Consider the following 23,166-nt stretch of genomic DNA (forward strand, 5'->3'; position numbering starts at 1 on the left):
TCGATAAACACTGACGATCGCTAAAGGCTGAGATAATTTGGGCTGGCAAGAAAGGAACTGAGGCAATGCTGAAGTTGGTTTTGCAGATTTTCGGCATTGCTCTTGTTCTTGTCGGTGGGCTGTGGACGCTGCAAGGCTCAGGCCTTCTTTCCTGGCCTCAAGAAAGCTTCATGCTCGGGCAGGGCGAATGGGCCATATACGGCCTCATCGCCCTCGCCGCCGGTCTGGTGCTGCTGTGGCTGGCAAGACGGTCATCACGAAGGCCGCCACCGCGGCGCTGATATACCGATCGGCTTGAGCCGAACCGGTTCAGTCCTGCGCGCTATCACCGGCGCCATTGTTGTCCGGGGCATCGCCTGGCGCTGATCCGGATCGGCGATAATCCGCGCCTAGCCAAAACAGCAGGATCAGCACGGGCACAGCCGCTGTGGCGAATACAGGCGCACCAACAAGAGCGCCTGCGGCAAGGATCAGCGTCAGCACAAGACGGTCTGCCAACCACCTCCGGAGCCACGCGGCAGCCACATGGCGCTGCGCGATCCGCACCACAGCGACCATGACGAATGCCACAAACCAGTTCAGTGCAAAAGGCGCATTGCTGGCCATCATGAACCCCGCTGACGCCAGCACGCCTGCATCCAGCGCTGCAAGAGCAGGCGCAGGCTTGACAGGTGGTCGCGGCCGGACAAGGCGGCCTTGCATCACCGCCTCGTGCAACAGGGCCGCCATCTGGCCAAGCAGGAACGAAGAACCCAGCAGAACCATGGCAAGCGCCCCCCACTCAAGCCATGCCAGCAAGGGTGCAAGGACAAGCAGGAGCACTGCCACCCACAACAGGCGCACGGCCGCTCCTTTCGTGGCCAATAATCTGTTACCCAGACCATGCAGGGCAAGCTGCGCCAGGCGCGGACCCGGCGTACCGGCACCTGCTTCGCGCAATTGCCGGCTCAGCCGACCCTGTTCCAGCACCTGCACCTCAATGGTGTCCAGAACCAGCATCCAGCCATCATTTTCAAGCAGATCGACCGGCAGCGACCGCATCGCGACGCCGTTCATCAGAGCAATGCGCAGCAGCGAGGAGCCGACATCGCAATCGGCAGGCAGCTGCCGCAATTTCTCGCAGAGCGCTCCTGCAACCACCAGCAGGCCTGCCCAAGCCCATCGGGCGTCGATCCGCTCGAAACCGAGCGCCATGGCAGGATCGACCGGCAAGACGGCAACCCCTGCCCCGTGCTCCAGGATGGCAAGCGCAACGCTGGCGTCGGGCAGGAGGCAGTCGGCCACTACGGCCAGTTCATCGGCGCTCGTCACCTGGGCACACATTGCATGCGCATCGGCAACCATGATGGCCTCCATACCCATGCGGCGGGCACTCTCCACCACCTCATGCACCGCGTTCATCTGTGGATCGGCAAGCAACAACAGGCGTTGCGCGCCCCAGGCTGACATCACATCGAGCTGACTCTCGATCAGTTTGCGGCCGAGCACGGACTGTGTCGCGCGCGGTGTGTGCCGGTCCGACGCCAGCGGCTCGAGCAAGGATAGCACTGCAATGCGCACGATAGTGTCTTTCCGGCTCCAATCAGTGCCATCCCGTCTGGAAGGCTGTGTCGTCAAAGCAGCTTTTGGATAAGCACACCCGATCAGGCAAGGGTGAAGCGGTCACCATGCGGGAAATGCCTGTGCCGGAGCAGGACCTGCCGAAGAAGGAAAACAGGCGGAAGCGGGCATAACCGGGCGCAACAGGGTTTCGGTCGATTAAAACCGTGCTAGGCAATTTCACCATGACGGAAGAACGCAAGATCGTGCCGCTGGGCACTGACGAGCAGGCAGGCGAACCGCAGCAACGCGATGAGAACCTGCACTACCCGCAGGCCCATGCTGTTGCGCCGGATGAGCCAGGAGCGGTTGAACGCGCGAACCCCAGGGCATTTGCCCTGCTCACTGCGACTGCGATGATCCTCATCGCTGTTTGGACAGCATTGCTGGTGGCAGCAGTGCTGCCCGAGGTCGGGAACGGCGCAACGGTGGCGCAATGGGCCGGCTGGCTGCGGGACTGGACCATGCCTGTCCTGCTCATCGTTACGGTCTGGGCGCTGCTGCTGTTCGGCTTCGGGGCCGGGACGACGCGGCTTGCTGGCAACGCTGCACGGCTGCGTGAGGATGCCCGCATTCTCGAAGACCAGCTCACCCGCGTCAATGGCGAGCTCAGCATTGCTCGTGAGTTTCTGACCTATCAAGCGCGCGACCTGGAATCGCTTGGCCGGGTCACCGTGGACCGGATCGACGAAAGTGCCACCAGGATGGAAGCGCTCATTGCCCACAATGCTGCTCGGGTGCAGACCTTGCAGGATGTAAGCAGCGCCGCGCTTCACAATATGGAGCAGATGCGCGGACAGGTGCCTGTGCTGACCAACACGGCGCGCGACCTTGCCAATGCGGTAGGACAGGTCGGCACGCATGCGCAGGAGCAGGTCAGGCAGCTTGTCACCAGGCTGGAGACGCTTGACCAGCAGGGCGAGGCAAGCACGGTTCGTCTGGCCGAAATGCAGCGCCTGCTCGAAAGCGCAGCCGCGCAGGCGCAGGCGCTGGCAACTCAAGTTGACGATATCTCGCACGACAGCATGACGCAACTTGAAACCAGGCTGGTCGCCACTGCGGAACAGGCACACGCTGCCTTCAACAACATGGATGCGCAGACCGCCGCGATGCTCGGCACCGCCGAAAAGCGTATCGCCGCTGCGGCAGCCGACATCAGCAACCTGCACGAGGATCTTTCCCGACAGGGTGAGGCGATGGATGCCCAGATTGCGCAGCGACGCACGGAAAGCGGTGAGCTGAACGAGGCGCTGATCGAGCGGCTCGCCGCCAGACTGGCAGAAATCGATGCCGAACTGGAAGAGCGGCGGCGGCAGCACGACAAGGCGACGCAGGCCCTCGCACGATCCGCGCAGGAGATTGCCCATAACCTCGATGCCTACGCCCGCACGATGCAGCTTGCCGCCCAACAGGGTGCCCGATCCGAAGAAACCGTGCTGACCGGGCTCGACACGGTGGAGGATCGGCTGGCGGCGAGCCGAGAGGCGCTCGTCGACATCGACCGCACGATCGCCAGAGCATCGCAACAAGGCGCCCATCTTCTCGAAATGGTAGAGCAAAGCAGCCTGCGGACCCGTGATGCACTGCCGGTCGCCTTTGCCGATGCTCAACAAATGCTCGAGGGGCTGAACACCGGCGTTGAAACGGTACGCAACCTGCTGATCGAAGCCAATGATGATGGACGTTCACTGGGCGAAATGCTCGCCCGGACGGGTGAGACGACATCGCTCGCCATGGCGCAGATGCACAATCTGCACGACACGATCCAGGTGCGCGGATCCGAACATGCCGAGCAGCTGGGCGAATTGCAGGACATGCTCGCCGCCGTGCGCAGCGACAGCGCCGCTCTGGCCGATTCTGCCGAGCAGGCTCTGGCAGGCCAACTGACGCAGCTTCGCGAAGCAGGGCCCTTGGCTTTGCAGGGTCTGGAGACTGACATGATCGCCACGGTGCAGCAAATCAGCCGGCAGCTTGCCGATGAAGCGTCAGCTGCGCTCGCCAATGCACTTGAGGACACCACCGACAGTACGGCGAGGGAACTCAATACCGTGGTGGCTGGCGCGATCAACGCGGCCAGCGATGCAAGCGCGGATCTTGCACGCCGGCTGGCGCAGGTGGAGGAAGTGACACGATCCCTTGATCAGCGGATTGCCAAGGCGCGTGACGCAACGCGGACCGATGTGGATGTGCAGTTTGCCCGGCGTGTGTCGCTGATCGTGACAATGCTGAATGCCACTTCGCTTGATCTTCAACGGATATTTGCCGCGGATGTCAGCGACAGTGCCTGGCATGAATATCTGAGAGGTGACGCGGGCATATTTACCCGGCGCGCAGTCCGGCTGCTGGGCCAGGATGAAGCGCGGATGGTGCATTCGCTTTATGCAACCGACGCGGCATTTCGTGAACATGTGACGCTATACATCAGCAAGTTTGAAGATCTGCTGCGCGATCTTCTTGCCACCGGCGAGGGCGAAGCGCTGGCGGTCACGCTTGTGTCGTCGGACATGGGCAAGCTTTACGTTGCCTTGGCGCAGGGGATTGACCGCCTGCGCCATTGAATTGCCTAACGGGCAGTCTGCTTATCGATGTATTCAGGCGGATCGGGTAGCAGGTTCAGATCATCGATCCCGACCCAACCCGCCTGATAATTGGCGTAGAACAGCCCGAAGGCTACCAGAGAGACGAGCGTTGCGCGGATTATGATCCGCATCGGCCGGAAATCTACAGGCGCACTGTCTGCTTGCCCCTGCACCCTGTCTGTTCCCGCTTCAGCGTTGGTTCTGACGCCAAACGGCAGCACGACAAAAGCGCTCATCACCCAGAAAAGGAAATAGATCGCAAGTATCGAGGTAAGCTTCATGAACCTATCCGGCATCCATGGTGAGCACCGCCACTTGCGGATTCTTGCCGGACCAACGCCGTGCTGCCCGCCGCGCTGCCAGCCGAACCGCTTCGTGGAGCGCGTTCTGGCCCGATCCGCCTGAGGCATCCCTGCCCTTGCTTCCACCGCTACCGCCGCGCTGCCGCGCGGGCTTGCCTCGACCACCATTTTCCTGGCGCTTCATCACCTTGGCCACGTCCGCCTGCGTTTCTGCAACGAACTCGGCCATGTCTTCCTCGAGCGGCAGGCCGACGGCGTTGACAAGGGCAGGGACGTGCGATCCAGCAGGTGGCAGCACAATCGTCACATGACCGTTCTGCGCCAACCGACGCCGCATTGCTATCGCCTCGCCGTCTGCCGGGATGATGATGTCCCCATCGAGCAACAGGCGGCCGGTACGCGCCTCGCCGATCTTCTCGGGACCATCGGGTGCCAGGCGAATGATGTCGCCATTGCCCTGCACGATCGCCTTGGGAATGCCGGCTTCGCGCCCGACGCTCGCCTGCTCTCGCATGTGACGCGTTTCGCCATGAACGGGGATCAGTATTTGAGGCTTCAGCCACCCATACAGCGTTTCCAGCTCCGGTCGGCCGGGATGACCCGATACATGGATCAACTCCTGCCGGTCGGTAACCATCTCGATATTCTTGGCCGCAAGCTGGTTCATGATGTAGCCGATGGCAAGCTCGTTACCGGGGATCTGCCGGCTGGAAAACAGGACCACATCTCCCTCGCTAAGCTTCAACGGGTGATTGTTGGCTGCAATCCGGCCAAGCGCGGCGCGCGGCTCCCCCTGCCCGCCGGTGGCAATGATCAGCACATCGCCGCGTGGCAGGTCCATCGCTTCATCGAAGCTGATGGTATCGGGGAAATCCTGAAGATAACCCGCCCCCTTGGCTACACCGATGATCCGGTCAAGTGACCGGCCGGCAACACACAATTGGCGCCCGCTTTCGATCGCGACCCGGCCAAGCGTCTGCAGTCGTGCAACATTGGACGCAAAAGTCGTGACAAGGACGCGCTTGCCGGCGTGCTTTGTCACCTCGCGTTCCAGCGCGACACGCACGGCACCTTCGGACCCCGATGCCGCCGGATTGAAAACGTTGGTGGAATCACAGACCAGCGCCAGCACGCCATCCTCGCCAATCCTGCGCAATTCTTCAGGAGTGCTGGGGACGCCGACCTGCGGATCCTCGTCGAGCTTCCAGTCACCGGTATGGAACACCCGGCCATAAGGAGTGTCAATGACCAGCGCGTTGCCTTCGGCGATGGAATGCGCAAGCGGCACGTAGCGCACGTTGAAGGGCCCCACGTCAAAGGCATCAAGATGATCAATGATGATCAGTTCGACCTCGTCTACCAGCCCCGCCTCCTCCAGCTTGAGCCGGATGAGTTCGGCGGTAAAAGGTGTTGCATAAAGCGGCACCTTCAGCTCGGCCGCGAAATAGGGTATCGCGCCGATGTGATCCTCATGCGCATGCGTCAGGACAATGCCGGCAAGGTCCTTTGCCCGTTCCTCGATGAACTCCAGGTCAGCGAAGACCAGATCGACTCCGGGATATCCCGGATCGGCAAAAGTCATGCCAAGGTCGACCATGAGCCACTTGCCGTCACAGCCATAAAGATTGACGTTCATGCCAATTTCGCCGGAGCCGCCAAGGGCAAGGAAAAGAAGTTCGTTTTTCGGTGTCATGTCTGCTTTCCGGCCCGGTCTGCCAACAGCGCGAGCCCATGTAGAGTAAGATCAACCTCAACAAGGTCGAAGATTTGCGTATGCTTGTCGAACAGGATGGCAAGGCCGCCTGTCGCGATAACCTTGGCCGGACGGCCGATTTCCTTCTTCAAACGCGCCACCAGCCCCTCCAGCATCGCGACATAGCCCCAGTACACACCGATGTGCATCTGCGCCTCGGTGTTGCGGCCGATGACAGAGACAGTCTGTGTCGGCGCTTCGATCGCGATGCGCGGCAAGCGCGCCGCTGCATTGATCAAGGCATCGAGCGAAAGATTGATGCCAGGCGCGATGATACCGCCTTTGTATGCGCCGCCAAAATCGACCACATCAAGCGTGGTGGCAGTGCCGAAATCAATCACGATCAGATCGCCTGCCACCCGTTCATGCGCCGCAATTGCGTTCACGGCACGATCGGCGCCAAGCGATCCAGGCTCATCCACATCAATCGCGATTGTCCAGGAGGCAGCGCCTTCTCCTGCAAACCAGGCTGGTACACTGAAGTATTTCTTTGCAAGAACTGCAATGTTGTGCCTTGCGGCAGGCACCACGGTCGACACAATGACCTGTTCGATTGCTTTGAAATCGTATCCTTCCAGGCCAAAAAGCTGCATGAGCCAGACAGCATACTCATCAGCGGTGCGGCGCGCGTCGGTTGCAAGTCGCCAGCGCGTGCAGACCTTGCCTTCCTTCATCAGCGCAAAGACGATATTGGTATTCCCGACATCGATCGCAAGCAGCATCGATCAGCGTCCTTCTTCTATTTCGCCCGAGTGAACCGCTCTGACCGTACCATCGGGCATTTGCAGCAGTAGGGCTCCGTCCGGTGCAACCCCGTGGAACAATCCGGTGGTGCCCGTCGTCCCTGCCGAAGTTCCGGTGCCTGCCGACACGACGCCGTTGCCGGAAGCCTCGGAAACGATGATCGGCGTCTGCGCTGCCGGGCCGCGTTCGAGCCACGCATCAGTCATGGCAGCAAAGCCTGAGCGGCGCCAGACAAGAACCTGCCGCGCCACCTGCACCGCCACTGTCCGTGCGACCAGATCCCGATCACCCGTGCCGCCTATTTCAACAAGCGCAGCAGTGCGTCGGTCGGGCAGCGATGGTGCGGTGCGCAGATTGATCCCCACCCCGACAATCGCCACATTGTCACTCGCCTGAACGAGAATGCCGGCAAGCTTGGCACCGCGCCAGTGCAGATCGTTGGGCCATTTAAGCGCCAGCCCATCGCTGCACGGCACCAGGCTGGCTACAGCGTCGAACACAGCGATGCCAACAACCAGAGCCAGGGTTTGCATCGGTGGATCGGCGGGTTCGCGAACGATAGCGGTCGAGCCCATGAAATTGCCCGCGCCATCATGCCATTCACGGCCCAGCCGACCCCGCCCTGCGGTCTGCCGATCTGCTATGAGCCAGTGGTTCTCGACCGGCTGCTCGGCCGACCTGAGCCGGTCGAGCATTTCGGCATTGGTTGAGCCAATGCTACCAACGATTTCAAGGACTGGCGCAGCAGCCACCTGCGCCCCCGGATCAGACGACAAAGAACAGCGATGATGATGCCTTGTCTGCTAACGCACCCAACCATGGGGTCAGCAAATATCCCAGCGGTGAAATGATCAGACAGCTGAGCAGCAGCAACACCTTGTGCGAGACAGGAGCGCCAGTGGCATTGCGTCCGCTAGGAGCGTCGAAGAAAGCAACCTTCACGATCTTGATGTAGTAAAAAGCGCCGATCACGCTGGCTGCGATGCCCAGGGCAGCCAGAACGATCAGATCTGCATTGACTGCTGCTTGGAATACCACAAACTTGGCCCAGAACCCGAATAGCGGCGGAATGCCCGCCAGGCTGAACATGACGGCCAGCAAAGCCCAGGCTAGCGCGGGTCGAGCCTGCGACAGACCGGCAAGATCGGCGATCGCTTCGATGGGCCGGCCCTCGTCGTCACGCAGCATCAGGACCACGACAAACCCGGCAATCGACATGAACACGTAGATCACCAGGTAAACGAGCATCGCCGATGCACCTTCGGCGGTTCCGGTCGCCAGACCGATGAGCAGGAACCCGACATTGTTGATGGAGGAATAGGCGAGCAAACGCTTGATGTTCACCTGCCCGATCGCACCGAGCGCCCCGACGATGATTGACGCCAGCGCCATGAAAATGATGATCTGCTGCCACGCACCTGCCTGTTCGCCAAAGGCATCGAACGCCACCCGCATCGTAAGCGCCAGCGCCGCAACCTTGGGGGCGGTGGCAAAGAACGTGGTCACAGGCGTTGGTGCGCCTTCGTACACGTCCGGCGTCCACATGTGGAACGGCACTGCACTGATCTTGAAAGCCAGCCCTGCAAAGACAAAGATGATCCCGAACAGCGCGCCTGTTGACAAGGGACCGGTGAGGGCAAGGCGCACCACGGCAAAATCCGTGCTGCCGGTGAAGCCATATGTCAGGCTCATGCCAAACAGGATGATGCCGCTGGCAAGTGCGCCAAGCACGAAGTACTTCAGCCCGGCCTCCGCGGAGCGTTCATCGGTGCGCAGGAATGCGGCCAGAACATACGCAGTGAGGCTGTTGAGTTCCAGACCAATGTACAAGGTCATCAGATCAGTGGCGGAAACCATCATGTTCATGCCCAGCACCGCCAGCAGGATGAGCACGGGATATTCCGCCCGCATCGCTCCCACTCGGCCGAAGAAGGCGGGTGCCACGATCAGGGCCACTGCGGCTGATATGTAGATGAGCAGCTTGGCAAAGGCAGCAAAAGCGTCGGCAGTGAACTGTCCCATGAACGCCACCCGGTCGAGGCCACCGGCTCCTTGTGCCAAAGCCGGAACGGTGATGATGGCGCATACGGCAAGCACGCCTACGGCAATGATCGAGATCGACCGCGAAGCCTTGTCGCCAATCCAGGCTGTCACCAGCAGCAGGACCAACGCCGACACCATCAGCACCAGCTCTGCAGCGATCAGATTCAGTGAGTGTCCGTAGGTTTCCATCAGTGCGCCTCCTGCACAGGAACACGCTGCACAGTTGCAGGCAACCCACTCGGCGGGCCATTGCTTGCCGGCATCATCAGCTTTGCATCGCCTGCAGGTGAAGCGACCGCCAGCCTTTCGTTCAGCCAGCGGATGTCAGCACGCATCGGAGCGAGAAAGCTTTCAGGATAGACGCCCATCCACAGGGTCACTGCGGCCAGCGGCACCAACATGGCCCATTCGCGCCGGTCAAGGTCGGGTAATGCGGCTGCGTCCGGGTTGCGCGACACGCCGAAAACCACACGGCGGTAAAGGTAAAGCATGTATGCAGCCCCAAGAATGATGCCGGTGGTGCAAACAAAGGCAAGCCAGCTCGAAACGGCATACATGCCGGCGAGGCTGAGGAACTCCCCGACAAAGCCACTGGTGCCGGGCAAGCCGATCGAAGCCATGGTGAACAGGAGGAAGAATACGGCATATCGCGGCATGTTAATCGCAAGGCCGCCATAGCGGTCAATCTCGCGGGTATGCAGCCGGTCGTAGATGATGCCGACGCACAGGAACAAGGCGCCCGACACGAGACCATGACTGAGCATGACGATCATGGCTCCGTCCAGTCCCACGACATTGAAAGAGAACAGCGCCCCGGTCACGATCGCCATATGGGCAACCGAGGAATAGGCGATGAGCTTCTTCATGTCATGCTGCACCAGCGCCACCAGGCTGGTATAAACCACGGCGATCATGGACAACGCAAAGACCAGCCAGGCCAGTTCGCCGGAAGCTTCCGGCAGCATCGGCAGCGAAAAGCGGATGAAGCCATAGCCGCCCATCTTTAGCAGCACGCCGGCCAGGATGATCGAGCCGGCCGTCGGTGCCTGCACGTGGGCATCGGGCAGCCAGGTGTGCACCGGCCACATCGGCATCTTGACTGCAAAGCTGGCAAAGAATGCCAGCCACAGCCAGGTTTGCGCCCCGGCCGGAAAGTCGTGAACCATCAACGCCGGAATGGACGTGGTGCCCGCCTCGTTCGCCATCCAGAACATCGCGATCAGCATCAACACGGAGCCGAGCAGCGTATAAAGGAAGAACTTGTAGGAAGCGTAGATTCGATTGTCGCCGCCCCACACACCGATGATAAGATACATCGGGATGAGACCCGCTTCAAAGAAGATATAGAACAGGAACAGATCCTGCGCTGCGAAGACGCCGATCATCAGCATTTCCATCAGCAGGAACGCAGCCATGTACTCGCCTACGCGGGTCTTGATCGACAGCCAGCTGGCCCCGATGCACACCGGCATCAGAAAAACCGACAGCATGATCAGCATAAGGGCGATGCCATCGATGCCCAGCGCATAGGAGAAGCCAGCGAACAGATCGGCCCGCTCCGTAAACTGCCATTGTGCGTCGTCGATGTCGTAATTGGCCCAGAGAATAACCCCGAGCACGAAATTGATCAGCGTGGTAACAAGCGCGATGCGACGCGCAGTCGCAGCCTGCGAAAACAGGCAGGCAATCGCGCCAAGGAGCGGCACGACCAGCATGATGGACAGGATGGGAAAACCGTTCATTGTGTTGACCAGCCCCGCCTTAACGCACGATAGCCCAGGTGATGCCAGCCACCAAACCAAGCAGCATCACCAGCGCATAGCTGTAGAGATATCCCGACTGCACCCGCGCAGCATAGCGCGTTCCAGCCGAAACGAGAGAAGCTGCACCGTCAGGCCCGAATCGGTCGATCGTTCCCACGTCACCACCTTTCCAGAACACACGCCCGATACGAAAGGCCGGTTTCACAAACACGCGGTCGTACAGTTCGTCGAAGTACCATTTGTTTTTCACAAATACATAGATCGGATGAAAGCGCGCCACGAACCGGGCGGGTGCATCAGGATCGCGGATGTAATTGTTCCAGGCAATGAACAGGCCGATGGCCATGACGATGAACGGCGTCAGCTTGACCCACAGCGGCACGGCATGCATCGCGTGCACAAGATGTTCATCATAGATAATGCTGTTCTGCCAGAAGGCAGCGCTGTCGATGAAAGCGGGCTGGAAAACAAAACCTGCGAAAATTGCTCCGATCGACAGGATGGCAAGTGGCACAAGCATCGTCCAGGGGCTTTCATGCGGATGATAACCCGCCGTGCCATCCATGGCCCGATCGGTCGCAAGCACCGGTCCATGCGGATCATGGCCAGCATCTTCCTGCCGCGCCGGATTGGCCTCATCCGGATCATCAGCACCATGATGCACCGCGTGGCGTACATGCTCTGACTGGTTCCACCGGGGCGTGCCCCAGAAGGTGAGGAACATCAGCCGCCAGCTGTAAAAACTGGTCAGTAAGGCAGCAAATGCGCCAAGCCCGAACGCCAGCATCGACACATCAGTTCCGGCCGCGAAGGCCGCTTCGAGGATCGCATCCTTGGAATAGAAGCCGGCAAAACCGAAGACACCCAGGATGCCGACGCCGGTGATCGCAAGCGTGCCTGCCAGCATGGCCCAGAAAGTCAGCGGGATCTTCTTTCTCAATCCGCCAAAATACCGCATGTCCTGTTCATGATGCATCGCATGGATTACCGATCCTGCGCCAAGGAACAGAAGCGCCTTGAAGAAGGCATGGGTGAACAGATGGAACATCGCGGCACCATAGGCGCCGACACCTGCTGCAAAGAACATGTAACCAAGCTGTGAACAGGTGGAATAGGCGATCACCCGCTTGATGTCGGTCTGCGTCGTCCCGATCGTCGCGGCGAAGATGCAGGTGGCGGCACCGATCACCGTCACGAACACGAGCGCTGATGGCGCGGCCTCGAACATCGGCGACAGGCGGCATACCATGAACACTCCTGCCGTGACCATTGTTGCCGCATGGATCAGCGCGGACACCGGCGTCGGGCCTTCCATCGCGTCAGGAAGCCAGGTGTGAAGGCCAAGCTGGGCCGACTTGCCCATTGCGCCGATGAACAGCAGCAGACACAGGATAGTCATTGTATCCAGCCGCATGCCAAGAAAGCCGATGGTGGACCCTGCCATTGCCGGAGCGGCCGCCAGGATTTCGGGTATGGACACCGTGCCGAACACCAGAAAAGTGCCGAAAATCCCGAGCATGAAACCAAGGTCGCCAACGCGGTTCACGACAAACGCCTTGATTGCAGCAGCAGCCGCGGATGGTTTGCGGAACCAGAACCCAATCAGGAGGTAGGAGGCCAATCCGACACCTTCCCAGCCGAAGAACATCTGCACCAGATTATTGGCGGTCACCAGCATCAACATGGCAAAGGTGAACAGCGAGAGATAGGCAAAGAAACGGGGCTGATCCGGATCCTCGTCCATGTAGCCCCAGCTGTAGAGGTGAACCAGCGCAGACACGGTAGTGATCACGACCAGCATGATTGCCGTCAGCGTGTCTACGCGCAGCGCCCAGTCAAACGCCATGTCACCCGACTGCACCCATTTGAGCACCGGAACGACATATGCGGCAGCGTCCCCGGATATAAAGGCAAGAAACACCGGCCAAGACAGAGCGCAGGAGACGAAAAGCGCACCTGTCGTAATCAGCTTTGCGCCCGTGCGACCCAGCGCATGATTGCCCAGGCCGGCAACGATTGCTGCCAGCAGCGGCAGGAACGTGATGACGATAATCGAGGACACGTGCCGTCTATCCCTTCATGCGGTTGACGTCATCGACTGCAATCGTCCCGCGGCTGCGGAAGTAGATCACCAGGATGGCAAGACCGATAGCCGCCTCGCTGGCCGCAACGGTCAGGACGAACATCGCGAACACCTGGCCTGTCATGTCGTTCAGAAAAGCGCTGAATGCCACCAGGTTGATGTTCACAGCCAGAAGCATCAACTCGATCGCCATGAGAATGACGATGATGTTTTTGCGGTTGAGGAAGATACCCAGCACGCCCAGCACGAACAGGATCGAGCTGACCGTGATGTAATGTTCTATTCCGATCACAGCTTTACACCTTGACCAACTGGCGGACGGGCGTTGAACGTCGCGTCCTGAGGACGGCGTGCGATCTGGGCCGATACGTTCTGCTTCTTAGCATCGGCTCGGTGGCGAAGCGTGAGGACAATTGCGCCGACCATCGCAACCAGCAGGATAAGGCCCGCCGCTTCGAACAGAAACAGATAGCGGGTGTAAAGCAGGATGCCGAGCGACTCGATGTTGCTCTGCCCGATCAGCGGTGCGGCCGCGCCATCGGGCACGCCAAGAACGACACCACCTGCGCCATATGCGCCGATGCCGAGCACCAGTTCCGCCAGCAGCACGAGGGCCAGCGCTACTCCCAGCGGAAAATTCTTGATGAAGCCACCGCGCAATTCGGAAAAATCGATGTCGAGCATCATGACCACAAACAGGAACAGGACAGCGACTGCACCGACATAGACGATCACCAGCAGCATGGCGATGAACTCGGCCCCGACGAGCACCATGAGACCAGCTGCATTGAAGAAGCACAGGATCAACCACAGCACGGAATGCACTGGATTGCGCGCCATGATGACGAACACTGCGGATGCAATCAGCAGCACCGCAAACAGGTAAAAGGCAAGGGTCTGGATCATTGCTTCTGGTGCTCCCGCGCCGCGCTCCTAGCGGTAGGGCGCGTCCGCTTCAAGGTTTGCGGCAAGCGCACGTTCCCACTTGTCCCCATTTGCCAGCAACTTGGCCTTGTCGTAGAGCAATTCCTCGCGCGTTTCAGTGGCATATTCAAAGTTCGGACCTTCGACAATGGCGTCGACCGGGCACGCTTCCTGACAAAAACCGCAATAGATGCACTTGGTCATATCGATATCGTAGCGCGTCGTGCGGCGCGATCCATCCTCGCGCGGTTCTGCCTCGATGGTGATTGCCTGAGCGGGGCAGACGGCTTCGCATAATTTGCAGGCAATGCACCGCTCTTCCCCATTGGGGTAGCGGCGCAGTGCATGCTCTCCCCTGAACCGCGGCGACAAGGGACTTTTTTCGAAGGGGTAGTTGATCGTGACCTTGGGCTTGAAAAAATACTTCAGCGTAAGGGCGTGCGCCTTGAGAAATTCCCACAAGGTGAAGCTCTTGATGAGCTGTGTAACTGTCATCAATTGAAGTCTTTCGTAGCATGGCACCTTTGGGGTGGCGTAAGCACTTTTTCACTACCCTTAACGCCTACATGGTGCACCACTGAAGGTATACTTCCATCTTCATATCGCCGCCACCAACGTTCAATCTGCTCACCAGTGATCTCGACACTATAAAACGCTTCGATGCATCCGGTAGCACTATCTAGCAAAAGGGGAGGCATCTCTCCGTCACTAGGATAGAACTTGTAGCGGCCAATCTGGTTGCCTTTTAGCTCGGCTGCGTCCCTGTTGAAAACGTTCTTATGAATCGATCCTTCTTCAGAACAAGAGCTTGTGATCAAAGCTGCCGGCACCAAAACCATAGCTAAACAAGAGCCTCTCACCCATACCTCGTGATCATCAGCCAGCCCGATGTCAGGATAACAAATCCGAGGCTGAGTGGGAGGAATATCTTCCAGCCAAGACGCATGAGCTGGTCGTAGCGGAACCGGGGCACCGTCGCCTTGATCCAGCTGAAGATGAAGAAGAAGAACAGGATCTTGCCCAGGAACCAGAAGATACCCGGAATGTCGAACCAGGGGATGAGATCTATATTGAGCGGCGGCAACCAGCCACCAAAAAACAGAATGGCATTGAGCGCACACATCAGGAGAACGTTTGCGTATTCGCCAAGCCAGAACAGCGCAAAGCTCATCGAGGAATATTCGGTCTGATAGCCGGCGACCAGCTCAGATTCCGCTTCGGTCAGGTCGAATGGCGCCCGTGCGGTTTCGGCCAGCGACGATATCAGGAACAGCACCCACATCGGGAACAGCAGCAGGTTGGACACAAAGCCGTTCACGATGCCAAACCCGTGCCCGACCTGCGCCAGGATGATGCCGTTCAGATTGCTGGTGCCGGCATAAAGGATTACGCAGATAAGGATGAACCCGATCGATACCTCGTAGGAGATCATCTGCGCGGCTGCCCGCAAGGCGGAAAAGAAGGGATATTTCGAGTTGGATGCCCAGCCTGCGATGATCACGCCGTAAACGCCAAGCGAACTGATCGCGAGCACGTACAGCAGGCCGATATTGATATCTGCCAACACCATGCCTGGCCCGAACGGTATCACTGCCCATGCCAGCAATGCGACAGCGAAAGTAAGGATCGGTGCAATGAGGAACAGGCCCTTGTTTGCCGCCGACGGCACGATGGTTTCTTGCAGGAATACTTTCAATCCATCGGCAAAGCTTTGCAGCAGGCCAAATGGACCGACCACGTTAGGGCCGCGGCGCAGCGCAATTGCAGCCCAGATCTTACGGTCAGCATAGATGACCATTGCAACGCCGAGCATCAGCGGAAGGGCGATCAGCAGGATGCCGGCAAAAGTCGCCAGGAACCACGCCCAACCATAGGACATGCCAAGATCATGGAAGAAGCTGGTCATTCGGCGGCCTCCGCCATCGGCGCGTCGTGGAGAAGCTCTGCCGAACATTGTTGCATCGTGGGACTGGCGCGGCAGATCACGTTGGTGAGATAGTAATCCCTGACCGGATAAGCCTCGATCAAGCCTGCCGCATCACCGCTGCCTGAGGGCAATGATCCATCACCGAACCCGATTAGACCTTCTTTGCCAAGCTCAGGTACAGCATCGTGCAGGGCGGTGCGCAATTGGGCGAAGCTGTCAAATCCGACATTCACGTCGAGGACGTCGGCAAGTGCGCGAAAGATAGTCCAGTCCTCACGCGCATCACCGGGGGCAAAGACCGACTTCTCGGAACGCTGGACCCTGCCTTCGATATTGACGAAAGTGCCGTGCTTTTCAGTGTAGGCGGCACCGGGAAGAATGACATCGGCCGCATGCGCACCCCTGTCGCCGTGATGACCGACATAAACCTTCAGGCTGTCGGCAAACGGCGCGTAATCCATCTCATCCGCGCCAAGCGACAGCAGCACCCGTGGTCGGGCAGCGGCAATGCCTGCAAGCCCGTCCCGGTGCGCATAGCCAAGCATCAGCCCGCCCATGCGTGCGGCAGGCACGTGCAGCACATTGAACCCGTTCCACCTGTCGCCGGCGTCTGTGTCGCGCACAAGGTTCCATTTGCCCGCCAGCGCCAGAAGTGGGCCGAGCGCCCCGCGCGCAAGCGCCGCGCCGCCTGCGATGATCGCGGGACGCGCTGCGTTCTTCATCGCATCGGCAAGTTCGGACGCAGGGTCATTGAGGCAGCCAAGATCATTGCCGATAAACAATGCGGGATAGGTCGTCTCCCATTCCGGCCCGACAATGAACACTTTGGCTCCACGCTTTACTGCCTTGCGCAGCCGCACGTTGAGCAGGGGTGCTTCGTGCCGGATCTGGCTGCCGACGACGAGCACGCAATCGGCTGTCTCGATGCCGGCAAGCGTGGTGTTGAAGGTGAGTGCGCCCAGATCGGAAGTGTCGTATGCCATGCCGTTCTGACGCCCCTCCATGAGGTCAGAGCCAAGCGCCGACAGCAATGCACGCGCCGCGAACATTGTTTCACAATCCACAAGATCACCATGCACGGCGGCGATGCTGCCATCGGGACGCGCATCGCGGATCATGGCGAAGGCCTCGTTCCAATCGGCCGGGTGCAACCGGCCATCACGGCGGATCCAGACGCGATCGAGCCGGCGGCGGGTCAACCCGTCCAGCGCATGACGGGCCTTGTCGGACAGCCATTCCTCGTTCACGTCATCATTGATGCGCGGCAGGATGCGGAGCACCTCGCGCCCACGGCTGTCGATCCGGATGTTGGACCCGATGCCGTCCATCACGTCGATCCCGGGCACCTTTTTAAGCTCCCATGGACGCGCTTCATATGCATAGGGCCTGCTGGTCAGCGCGCCGACCGGGCACAGGTCCACCACATTGGCGGACAGCTCGTGCTTCGCTGCCTGTTCAAGATAGGTGGTAATCTGCATGTCTTCGCCGCGATACAGCGCGCCGATTTCGTCGACCCCGGCGACCTCCTCGGAAAAGCGCACGCAGCGGGTGCAGTGGATGCAGCGGGTCATGATCGTCTTGATCAACGGACCCATGTATTTTTCGGTCACCGCCCGCTTGTTCTCGTGGTAACGCGACGCGCCCCGACCATAGGCCATCGCCTGATCCTGCAAGTCGCATTCGCCGCCCTGATCGCAGATGGGGCAGTCGAGCGGATGGTTGATGAGCAGGAACTCCATCACCCCTTCGCGCGCCTTTTTCACCATCTCGCTGTCGGTGCGGATCTCCTGACCCTCGGCCGCGGGCAGTGCACAGGACGCCTGCGGCTTGGGCGGGCCGGGCTTCACCTCGACCAGGCACATGCGGCAATTGCCGGCAATCGACAGCCGTTCGTGATAACAGAAGCGCGGGATTTCCTTGCCGGCAAGCTCACACGCCTGGAGCACGGTGGCACCATCGGGAACTTCGATTTGCTGACCATCTACGGTTACATTCGGCATGATGCTGCTCGGCTTTGCTGTTCGGACAGGCGCGCGGTCATTCCGCCGCCTCCGCAATGATGCCGCCGCGTTGCGCGATGCGGCGTTCAAGTTCGGGCCTGAAGTGGCGGATCAAACCCTGGATCGGCCAGGCCGCTGCATCGCCCAGCGCGCAGATGGTGTGGCCTTCGACCTGCTTGGTGACTTCAAACAGCATGTCGATCTCTTCTGCCGCCGCATCGCCCGTGCGCAGCCGTTCCATGACGCGCCACATCCACCCGGTGCCTTCGCGGCACGGCGTGCACTGGCCGCAGCTTTCATGCTTGTAGAAATAGGAAATGCGGCTGATCGCCCGCACGATGTCCGTCGAGCGGTCCATCACGATCACTGCGGCCGTGCCAAGGCCGGAGCCCAGCGCCTTCAGCCCGTCGAAATCCATTGGCGCGTCCATGATTTCAGCTGCCGGTACCAGCGGCACCGAAGATCCGCCGGGGATCACCGCGAGCAGATTGTCCCAGCCGCCGCGGATGCCGCCACAATGCTTATCGATCAGTTCCCTGAACGGAATGCTCATCGCTTCTTCGACGACGCACGGCCGCTCCACATGGCCGGAAACCTGGAACAGCTTGGTCCCCTTGTTGTTATCCCGCCCGAAACTGGAGAACCAGGCTGCGCCACGCCGCAATATGGTCGGTGCAACCGCAATCGATTCCACATTGTTTACCGTCGTCGGGCAGCCGTAAAGCCCCGCACCCGCCGGGAACGGCGGCTTCAACCGAGGTTGACCCTTCTTCCCTTCGAGGCTTTCGATCATCGCGGTTTCCTCGCCGCAGATGTATGCGCCCGCGCCACGGTGGACGAACACGTCGAAGTCATAGCCCGAACCGCTGGCGTTCTTGCCGATCAGCCCGGCGTCATAGGCCTGCTGCACGGCGGCGAACAGCACTTCGGCCTCGCGGATGTATTCACCGCGAATGTAGATATAGGCCGCTCGCGCCCGCATGGCGAAGCCGGCGACCAGCGCCCCTTCGATCAGCTTGTGCGGATCATGGCGGATGATCTCGCGGTCCTTGCATGAACCGGGCTCGGATTCGTCAGCGTTGATGACCAGGAAACTGGGCCGCCCATCGCGTGCTTCCTTGGGCATGAAGGACCATTTCATACCAGTCGGGAAGCCTGCCCCGCCGCGCCCGCGAAGGCCCGACGCCTTGATTTCGTCGATGATGGCATCCTGCCCACGCGCCAGGAGTGCGCGGGTGTCATCCCAATCGCCCCGCGCCTGCGCTGCTTTCAGGCCCCAGTCCTGAAAACCGTAAAGGTTGGTAAAGATGCGATCCTTGTCCGCCAGCATCACGCTTGTCCTTGCCACAATCTTTCAGAGCCGCAGCGCACCATCCTGCGCTCCCCGGTCGCGAGACATGACGATCCCAAGATCGACCGACCGGCAGCGCACATGGCCATTATGCCGTTCAGAAGCAATGCGCCACGGGCGGTAAGTTTGCGCCCCATCACGACAGACCGCCAAGCACGAACAACGCCGCCGCAAGCAGGATCGACAGCAGCGCCAGCGTCTTGAATGCGCCTTTGAGGAACTTCCAGACGATGATGACTGCGCCTGCCGCGACCAGAAGCGTGGGGACAAGCTCCATCACCAATCACTCCGGTAATCGTGATTGGCATCGACCATTTCGCGCAACGTTGTCGGTCCGCCCACCGGCTCCGACGTATGCCGGCCGGGCTCCTGCGTGCCGGCTTCGGGGGTGGTGCCGGCGGCCAGAGCATTCAGGACCGCGTCCAGCCGCTCCGGCGTCAGATCCTCGTAATTATCGTCATTGATCTGCACCATGGGTGCCGTCGCACAACTGCCAAGGCACTCCACCTCGGTCAAGGTCCACATTCCGTCCGGTGTCGTCTGCCCCACGGCCATGCCACGCGCGCGGCACGTTGCCATGACGGCATCCGATCCGCGCAACATGCACGGGGTTGTCCCGCACACCTGGACGTGAAACTTTCCGACCGGAGCAAGATTGTACATCGTGTAGAATGTTGCGACCTCCACGACGCGGATGGCAGGCATGGCGAGGCAGTCGGCAACATATTCCATCACCGGAATGGGAAGCCATCCCTGCGTTCCGGTCTGCGCCCCGACCTGCCGTTGCGCAAGATCAAGCAGCGGCATCACCGCTGATCTTTGCCGCCCTTCGGGGTAGCGTGCGATGATCTTTTCCGCCTGCGCGGCATTTTCATCCGTCCACGCAAAGGATCCCCAGCGTGCGCGCAGTTCCGGCGTATCGGCTTCGATGTGACGCGCAGCCATTACCGGTCACACTCGCCGAACACGACATCGATCGCGCCCAAGATCGCAGTGGCATCAGGCAGCATGTGACCCTTGCACATGAAATCCATTGCCTGAAGATGCGAAAATGCCGTGGGTCTGATCTTGCAGCGATAGGGTTTGTTCGACCCGTCGGAGATCAGATAGACGCCGAACTCGCCCTTAGGACTTTCGGTCGCGACATACACTTCACCCGCCGGCACGTGGAACCCCTCGGTATACAGCTTGAAATGATGGATCAGCGCCTCCATCGATTGCTTCATCTCGGCCCGGTTGGGAGGCGCGACCTTGCGATCGTCGGATGCAACCGGCCCGGCTGGCATTTCAGCAAGACACTGGCGGATGATCCGCGCAGATTGATGAACTTCCTCCACCCGCACCATGAACCGGTCATAACAATCGGAGTTGGTGCCGACAGGAATCTCGAAATCCATGCGGTCATAAACATCGTATGGCTGCGATTTGCGCAGATCCCACGCAATGCCTGCTGCTCGGATCATCGGCCCCGAAAAGCCCCAGGCAATGGCATCGTCGCGGCTGACTTTGGCAATATCAACATTGCGCTGCTTGAAGATGCGATTGTCCACCACCAGGCTCATCGCATCGCCAAACAGTTCCGGCAGGCGCGTGTCGATCCAGTCACCAATGTCGGCAAGCAGCTTGAGCGGCACATCCTGATGGACCCCGCCAGGCCTGAACCAGGCGCTGTGCATGCGCGCACCCGACGCACGTTCGAAGAAGTTCATGCAGTCTTCGCGCAGTTCGAAGACCCAGAGATTGGGCGTCATTGCGCCCACATCCATGACATGCGCACCGATGTTGAGCAGATGATTGGAAATCCGCGTCAGTTCGGCGAACAGCACGCGCAGATATTGCGCGCGGATCGGCACCTCGACGTTCAGCAGTTTTTCGATGGCGAGAACATAGCTGTGCTCCATGCACAGCGGGCTGCAGTAATCGAGCCGGTCGAAATAGGGCAGCGCCTGAAGATAGGTCTTGTGCTCGATAAGCTTTTCAGTGCCGCGATGCAGCAGTCCGACATGCGGATCGACCCGCTCGATGATTTCGCCGTCAAGCTCCATCACCATGCGCAGCACGCCATGCGCGGCCGGATGCTGCGGCCCGAAGTTTATCGTGTAGTTGGCAATCGTCTCATCACCGGTGGTCGGCGATTGTTCAAGGCTCAGGCTCACACGCTGTCTCCATCGGCATCGGCGCGCGGATCGCTTGGCTTCACTTCGGTCGCACTGCCGGTCCGCTGGGTTGTACCCGCTCTTGGTGCCTGCCGCGGCCGGCTCTCGGTAGGATCGGGTGCAACGGGCCGCTCGCCAGCATCCTGCTTTGCCGGACCACCGGCACTCACCGTTTGCGCCGCTTCTGCATCGGCCTTTGGACCTGCGCCGGTTTGCGCTGGCCCACTTGTGGTCTTGGGCTCGTCAACTTTTGGGGCGCCGCGCGTCTCTGCTTCGACAGGTGGCGCTTTTTCATCGCCGGGCAAGACGTAATCCGCGCCTTCCCAAGGACTCAGAAAGTCAAACTGGCGCAGATCCTGCGCCAGCTCGACCGGTTCGTACACAACGCGCTTCTCGTCCTCTGAATAACGCAGCTCGGTATAGCCGGTCAGCGGGAAATCCTTGCGAAACGGATGGCCTTCAAATCCATAATCAGTGAGGATACGACGTAAATCGGTGTTGCCGGCGAATAGCACGCCGAACAGGTCGAAAACTTCACGCTCCAGCCAACCCGCATTCGGCCAAAGATGCGTGACAGTCGGCACCGGGGTCGCTTCGTCAGTGCGCACCTTCACGATGATACGGTGGTTCTTCGTCAGGGACAGCAGGCAGTAGCACAGCTCGAACCGATCGGCCCGCTGCGGGTAATCGACGCCCGCAATTTCCATCAACTGCTGGTAGGCGTGCTCATCGCGCAGCAGCCGCAAAGCATCAGGCAAATCATCACGCTGCACCGAAAGCAGGATCTCGCCATGCTCCTCGTGTGCATCGACCAGCATTGGGCCAAGTGCGGCCGCAAGCGTGTCCCTCGCGCCGGTAATGAGAGCGGTGCGGGGAGCGGAATGTACAATCGCCATCAGCGTTCCACCGTGCCGGCGCGGCGGATCTTGCGCTGCAATTGCATCACGCCGTAAAGGAGCGCCTCGGCCGTGGGCGGACAGCCGGGGACGTAGATATCCACCGGTACGATCCGGTCACAGCCGCGCACCACCGAATAGCTGTAGTGATAATATCCACCGCCATTGGCGCAGCTGCCCATGGAAATGACGTATTTGGGATCTGACATCTGGTCGTAGACCTTGCGCAAGGCAGGCGCCATCTTGTTGCACAAGGTGCCGGCAACGATCATCACATCGGACTGGCGCGGGCTGGCGCGCGGGGCGACGCCGAAACGTTCCATGTCATAGCGCGGCATGTTGACGTGGATCATCTCGACCGCGCAGCAGGCAAGCCCGAATGTCATCCACCAAAGGCTGCCGGTGCGCGCCCACTGAAACAGATCCTCAGTGCTGGTGACAAGAAAACCCTTGTCGGAAACCTCGGCATTGACGGCGTTGAAATAGCCACCTTCGGGTGCCCGTTCGCCGTGAATGGCCGGATTGTGCGCGGCGCCAGTGACAGTCGAGCCGGGCGGGTTCGGCGTCCTGGGGCTGGCAGCGAGCGGTGTGTCGTTCAATCCCATTCCAGCGCACCTTTCTTCCATTCATAGGCAAAGCCGACTGTGAGTATCGTGAGAAAGACCATCATCCCGATCCAGCCAGCCCATAAGGTCACATCAAGGCTGACCGCCCATGGGAACAGGAACGCAGCCTCCAGGTCGAAAATGATGAACAGGATGGCCACAAGGTAGAAGCGCACATCAAATTGGCTGCGCGGGTCTTCGAATGCGGGAAAGCCGCACTCGTACTCGGACAGCTTTTCGGCATCGGGATTGTGCGTTCCTGTCAGCCGTGCGACGCCCATGGGCAGAAACACGAACAGGGACGACAACGCCAGGGCAACCCCGATGAAGATCAGGATGGGCAGATATTGCGAAAGATCGACCAAAACAAGACTCGCCAGAATGACTGAACCAGACAATGCCCTGCATCATAACGACAAACGGCACTGATGCGACACGATC

Annotated in this window: 22 protein-coding genes; 2 read left to right on the forward strand and 20 right to left on the reverse strand. The window is 60.0% G+C overall.

Going from position 1 to position 23,166, the window contains the following annotated elements; translation table 11 throughout:
• The first annotated feature begins 65 nt into the window (after positions 1-65).
• Positions 66-281, forward strand: coding sequence for a hypothetical protein (locus RM533_RS04780; RefSeq protein WP_311340049.1), 216 nt, complete (start codon positions 66-68; stop codon positions 279-281).
• Positions 282-309: 28 nt separating this feature from the next.
• Here RM533_RS04780 and RM533_RS04785 read toward each other — a convergent pair whose 3' ends face one another.
• Positions 310-1,539, reverse strand: coding sequence for a hypothetical protein (locus RM533_RS04785; protein ID WP_311340050.1), 1,230 nt, complete (start codon positions 1,537-1,539; stop codon positions 310-312).
• A 245-nt stretch (positions 1,540-1,784) separates the two neighbouring features.
• Between RM533_RS04785 and RM533_RS04790 the strand changes: the two genes are divergently transcribed.
• On the forward strand, positions 1,785-4,157 hold the full coding sequence (locus RM533_RS04790) for a hypothetical protein (RefSeq protein WP_311340051.1): 2,373 nt from the start codon (positions 1,785-1,787) through the stop codon (positions 4,155-4,157).
• 5 nt (positions 4,158-4,162) lie between these two features.
• On the opposite strand, the gene RM533_RS04795 is transcribed toward RM533_RS04790, so the two are convergent.
• The 19 genes from RM533_RS04795 to RM533_RS04885 form a co-directional block, all read right to left on the reverse strand.
• Positions 4,163-4,459: a DUF1467 family protein gene (locus RM533_RS04795; RefSeq protein ID WP_311340052.1), complete on the reverse strand. Its 297-nt coding sequence runs from the start codon at positions 4,457-4,459 to the stop codon at positions 4,163-4,165.
• Between the two features lie 4 nt (positions 4,460-4,463).
• A complete protein-coding gene (locus RM533_RS04800; RefSeq protein WP_311340053.1) occupies positions 4,464-6,173 on the reverse strand; it encodes a ribonuclease J in 1,710 nt (569 codons plus the stop codon).
• Complete coding sequence (locus RM533_RS04805; protein ID WP_311340054.1) at positions 6,170-6,955, reverse strand: type III pantothenate kinase; 786 nt, start codon at positions 6,953-6,955, stop codon at positions 6,170-6,172. Before RM533_RS04805 ends, RM533_RS04800 begins: the two co-directional genes overlap by 4 nt.
• Before the next feature lie 3 nt (positions 6,956-6,958).
• On the reverse strand, positions 6,959-7,729 hold the full coding sequence (locus RM533_RS04810; RefSeq protein ID WP_311340055.1) for a biotin--[acetyl-CoA-carboxylase] ligase: 771 nt from the start codon (positions 7,727-7,729) through the stop codon (positions 6,959-6,961).
• A 13-nt stretch (positions 7,730-7,742) separates the two neighbouring features.
• Complete coding sequence (gene nuoN, locus RM533_RS04815) at positions 7,743-9,209, reverse strand: NADH-quinone oxidoreductase subunit NuoN (RefSeq protein ID WP_311340056.1); 1,467 nt, start codon at positions 9,207-9,209, stop codon at positions 7,743-7,745.
• A complete protein-coding gene (locus tag RM533_RS04820; RefSeq protein WP_311340057.1) occupies positions 9,209-10,762 on the reverse strand; it encodes an NADH-quinone oxidoreductase subunit M in 1,554 nt (517 codons plus the stop codon). The genes nuoN and RM533_RS04820 overlap by 1 nt, the downstream gene beginning before the upstream one ends.
• Positions 10,763-10,781: 19 nt before the next feature.
• Positions 10,782-12,845 (reverse strand): NADH-quinone oxidoreductase subunit L, encoded by a 2,064-nt coding sequence (nuoL, locus tag RM533_RS04825; RefSeq protein WP_311340058.1) that lies wholly within the window; start codon positions 12,843-12,845, stop codon positions 10,782-10,784.
• Positions 12,846-12,852: 7 nt separating this feature from the next.
• Positions 12,853-13,158: an NADH-quinone oxidoreductase subunit NuoK gene (gene nuoK / locus RM533_RS04830; protein WP_311340059.1), complete on the reverse strand. Its 306-nt coding sequence runs from the start codon at positions 13,156-13,158 to the stop codon at positions 12,853-12,855.
• A complete protein-coding gene (locus tag RM533_RS04835) occupies positions 13,155-13,772 on the reverse strand; it encodes an NADH-quinone oxidoreductase subunit J (RefSeq protein ID WP_311340060.1) in 618 nt (205 codons plus the stop codon). Before RM533_RS04835 ends, nuoK begins: the two co-directional genes overlap by 4 nt.
• A gap of 27 nt (positions 13,773-13,799) precedes the next feature.
• On the reverse strand, positions 13,800-14,285 hold the full coding sequence (gene nuoI, locus RM533_RS04840; RefSeq protein ID WP_311340061.1) for an NADH-quinone oxidoreductase subunit NuoI: 486 nt from the start codon (positions 14,283-14,285) through the stop codon (positions 13,800-13,802).
• A 361-nt stretch (positions 14,286-14,646) separates the two neighbouring features.
• A complete protein-coding gene (gene nuoH, locus RM533_RS04845; RefSeq protein WP_311340062.1) occupies positions 14,647-15,696 on the reverse strand; it encodes an NADH-quinone oxidoreductase subunit NuoH in 1,050 nt (349 codons plus the stop codon).
• The gene (gene nuoG, locus RM533_RS04850) at positions 15,693-17,717 is read right to left on the reverse strand and encodes an NADH-quinone oxidoreductase subunit NuoG (protein ID WP_311340063.1); all 2,025 of its coding nucleotides are present in this window, start codon (positions 17,715-17,717) and stop codon (positions 15,693-15,695) included. Before nuoG ends, nuoH begins: the two co-directional genes overlap by 4 nt.
• 37 nt (positions 17,718-17,754) lie before the next feature.
• The gene (nuoF, locus tag RM533_RS04855; protein ID WP_311340064.1) at positions 17,755-19,047 is read right to left on the reverse strand and encodes an NADH-quinone oxidoreductase subunit NuoF; all 1,293 of its coding nucleotides are present in this window, start codon (positions 19,045-19,047) and stop codon (positions 17,755-17,757) included.
• A 157-nt stretch (positions 19,048-19,204) separates the two neighbouring features.
• Positions 19,205-19,345, reverse strand: a complete 141-nt coding sequence (locus tag RM533_RS04860) for a hypothetical protein (protein WP_311340065.1) — start codon at positions 19,343-19,345, stop codon at positions 19,205-19,207.
• Positions 19,345-20,013, reverse strand: coding sequence for a complex I 24 kDa subunit family protein (locus tag RM533_RS04865; protein ID WP_311340066.1), 669 nt, complete (start codon positions 20,011-20,013; stop codon positions 19,345-19,347). The genes RM533_RS04860 and RM533_RS04865 overlap by 1 nt, the downstream gene beginning before the upstream one ends.
• Positions 20,013-21,224 (reverse strand): NADH-quinone oxidoreductase subunit D, encoded by a 1,212-nt coding sequence (locus RM533_RS04870; protein ID WP_311340067.1) that lies wholly within the window; start codon positions 21,222-21,224, stop codon positions 20,013-20,015. The genes RM533_RS04865 and RM533_RS04870 overlap by 1 nt, the downstream gene beginning before the upstream one ends.
• Positions 21,221-22,120: an NADH-quinone oxidoreductase subunit C gene (locus RM533_RS04875; protein ID WP_311340068.1), complete on the reverse strand. Its 900-nt coding sequence runs from the start codon at positions 22,118-22,120 to the stop codon at positions 21,221-21,223. The genes RM533_RS04870 and RM533_RS04875 overlap by 4 nt, the downstream gene beginning before the upstream one ends.
• Positions 22,120-22,725 (reverse strand): NuoB/complex I 20 kDa subunit family protein, encoded by a 606-nt coding sequence (locus RM533_RS04880; RefSeq protein ID WP_311340069.1) that lies wholly within the window; start codon positions 22,723-22,725, stop codon positions 22,120-22,122. The genes RM533_RS04875 and RM533_RS04880 overlap by 1 nt, the downstream gene beginning before the upstream one ends.
• Entirely contained in the window at positions 22,716-23,090 is a 375-nt protein-coding gene (locus RM533_RS04885) for an NADH-quinone oxidoreductase subunit A (RefSeq protein WP_311340070.1), read from the reverse strand. The genes RM533_RS04880 and RM533_RS04885 overlap by 10 nt, the downstream gene beginning before the upstream one ends.
• Positions 23,091-23,166 lie beyond the last annotated feature (76 nt).

It is taken from the genome of Croceicoccus esteveae, assembly GCF_031846435.1.
GTDB classification, from domain to species: Bacteria; Pseudomonadota; Alphaproteobacteria; order Sphingomonadales; family Sphingomonadaceae; genus Croceicoccus; species Croceicoccus esteveae.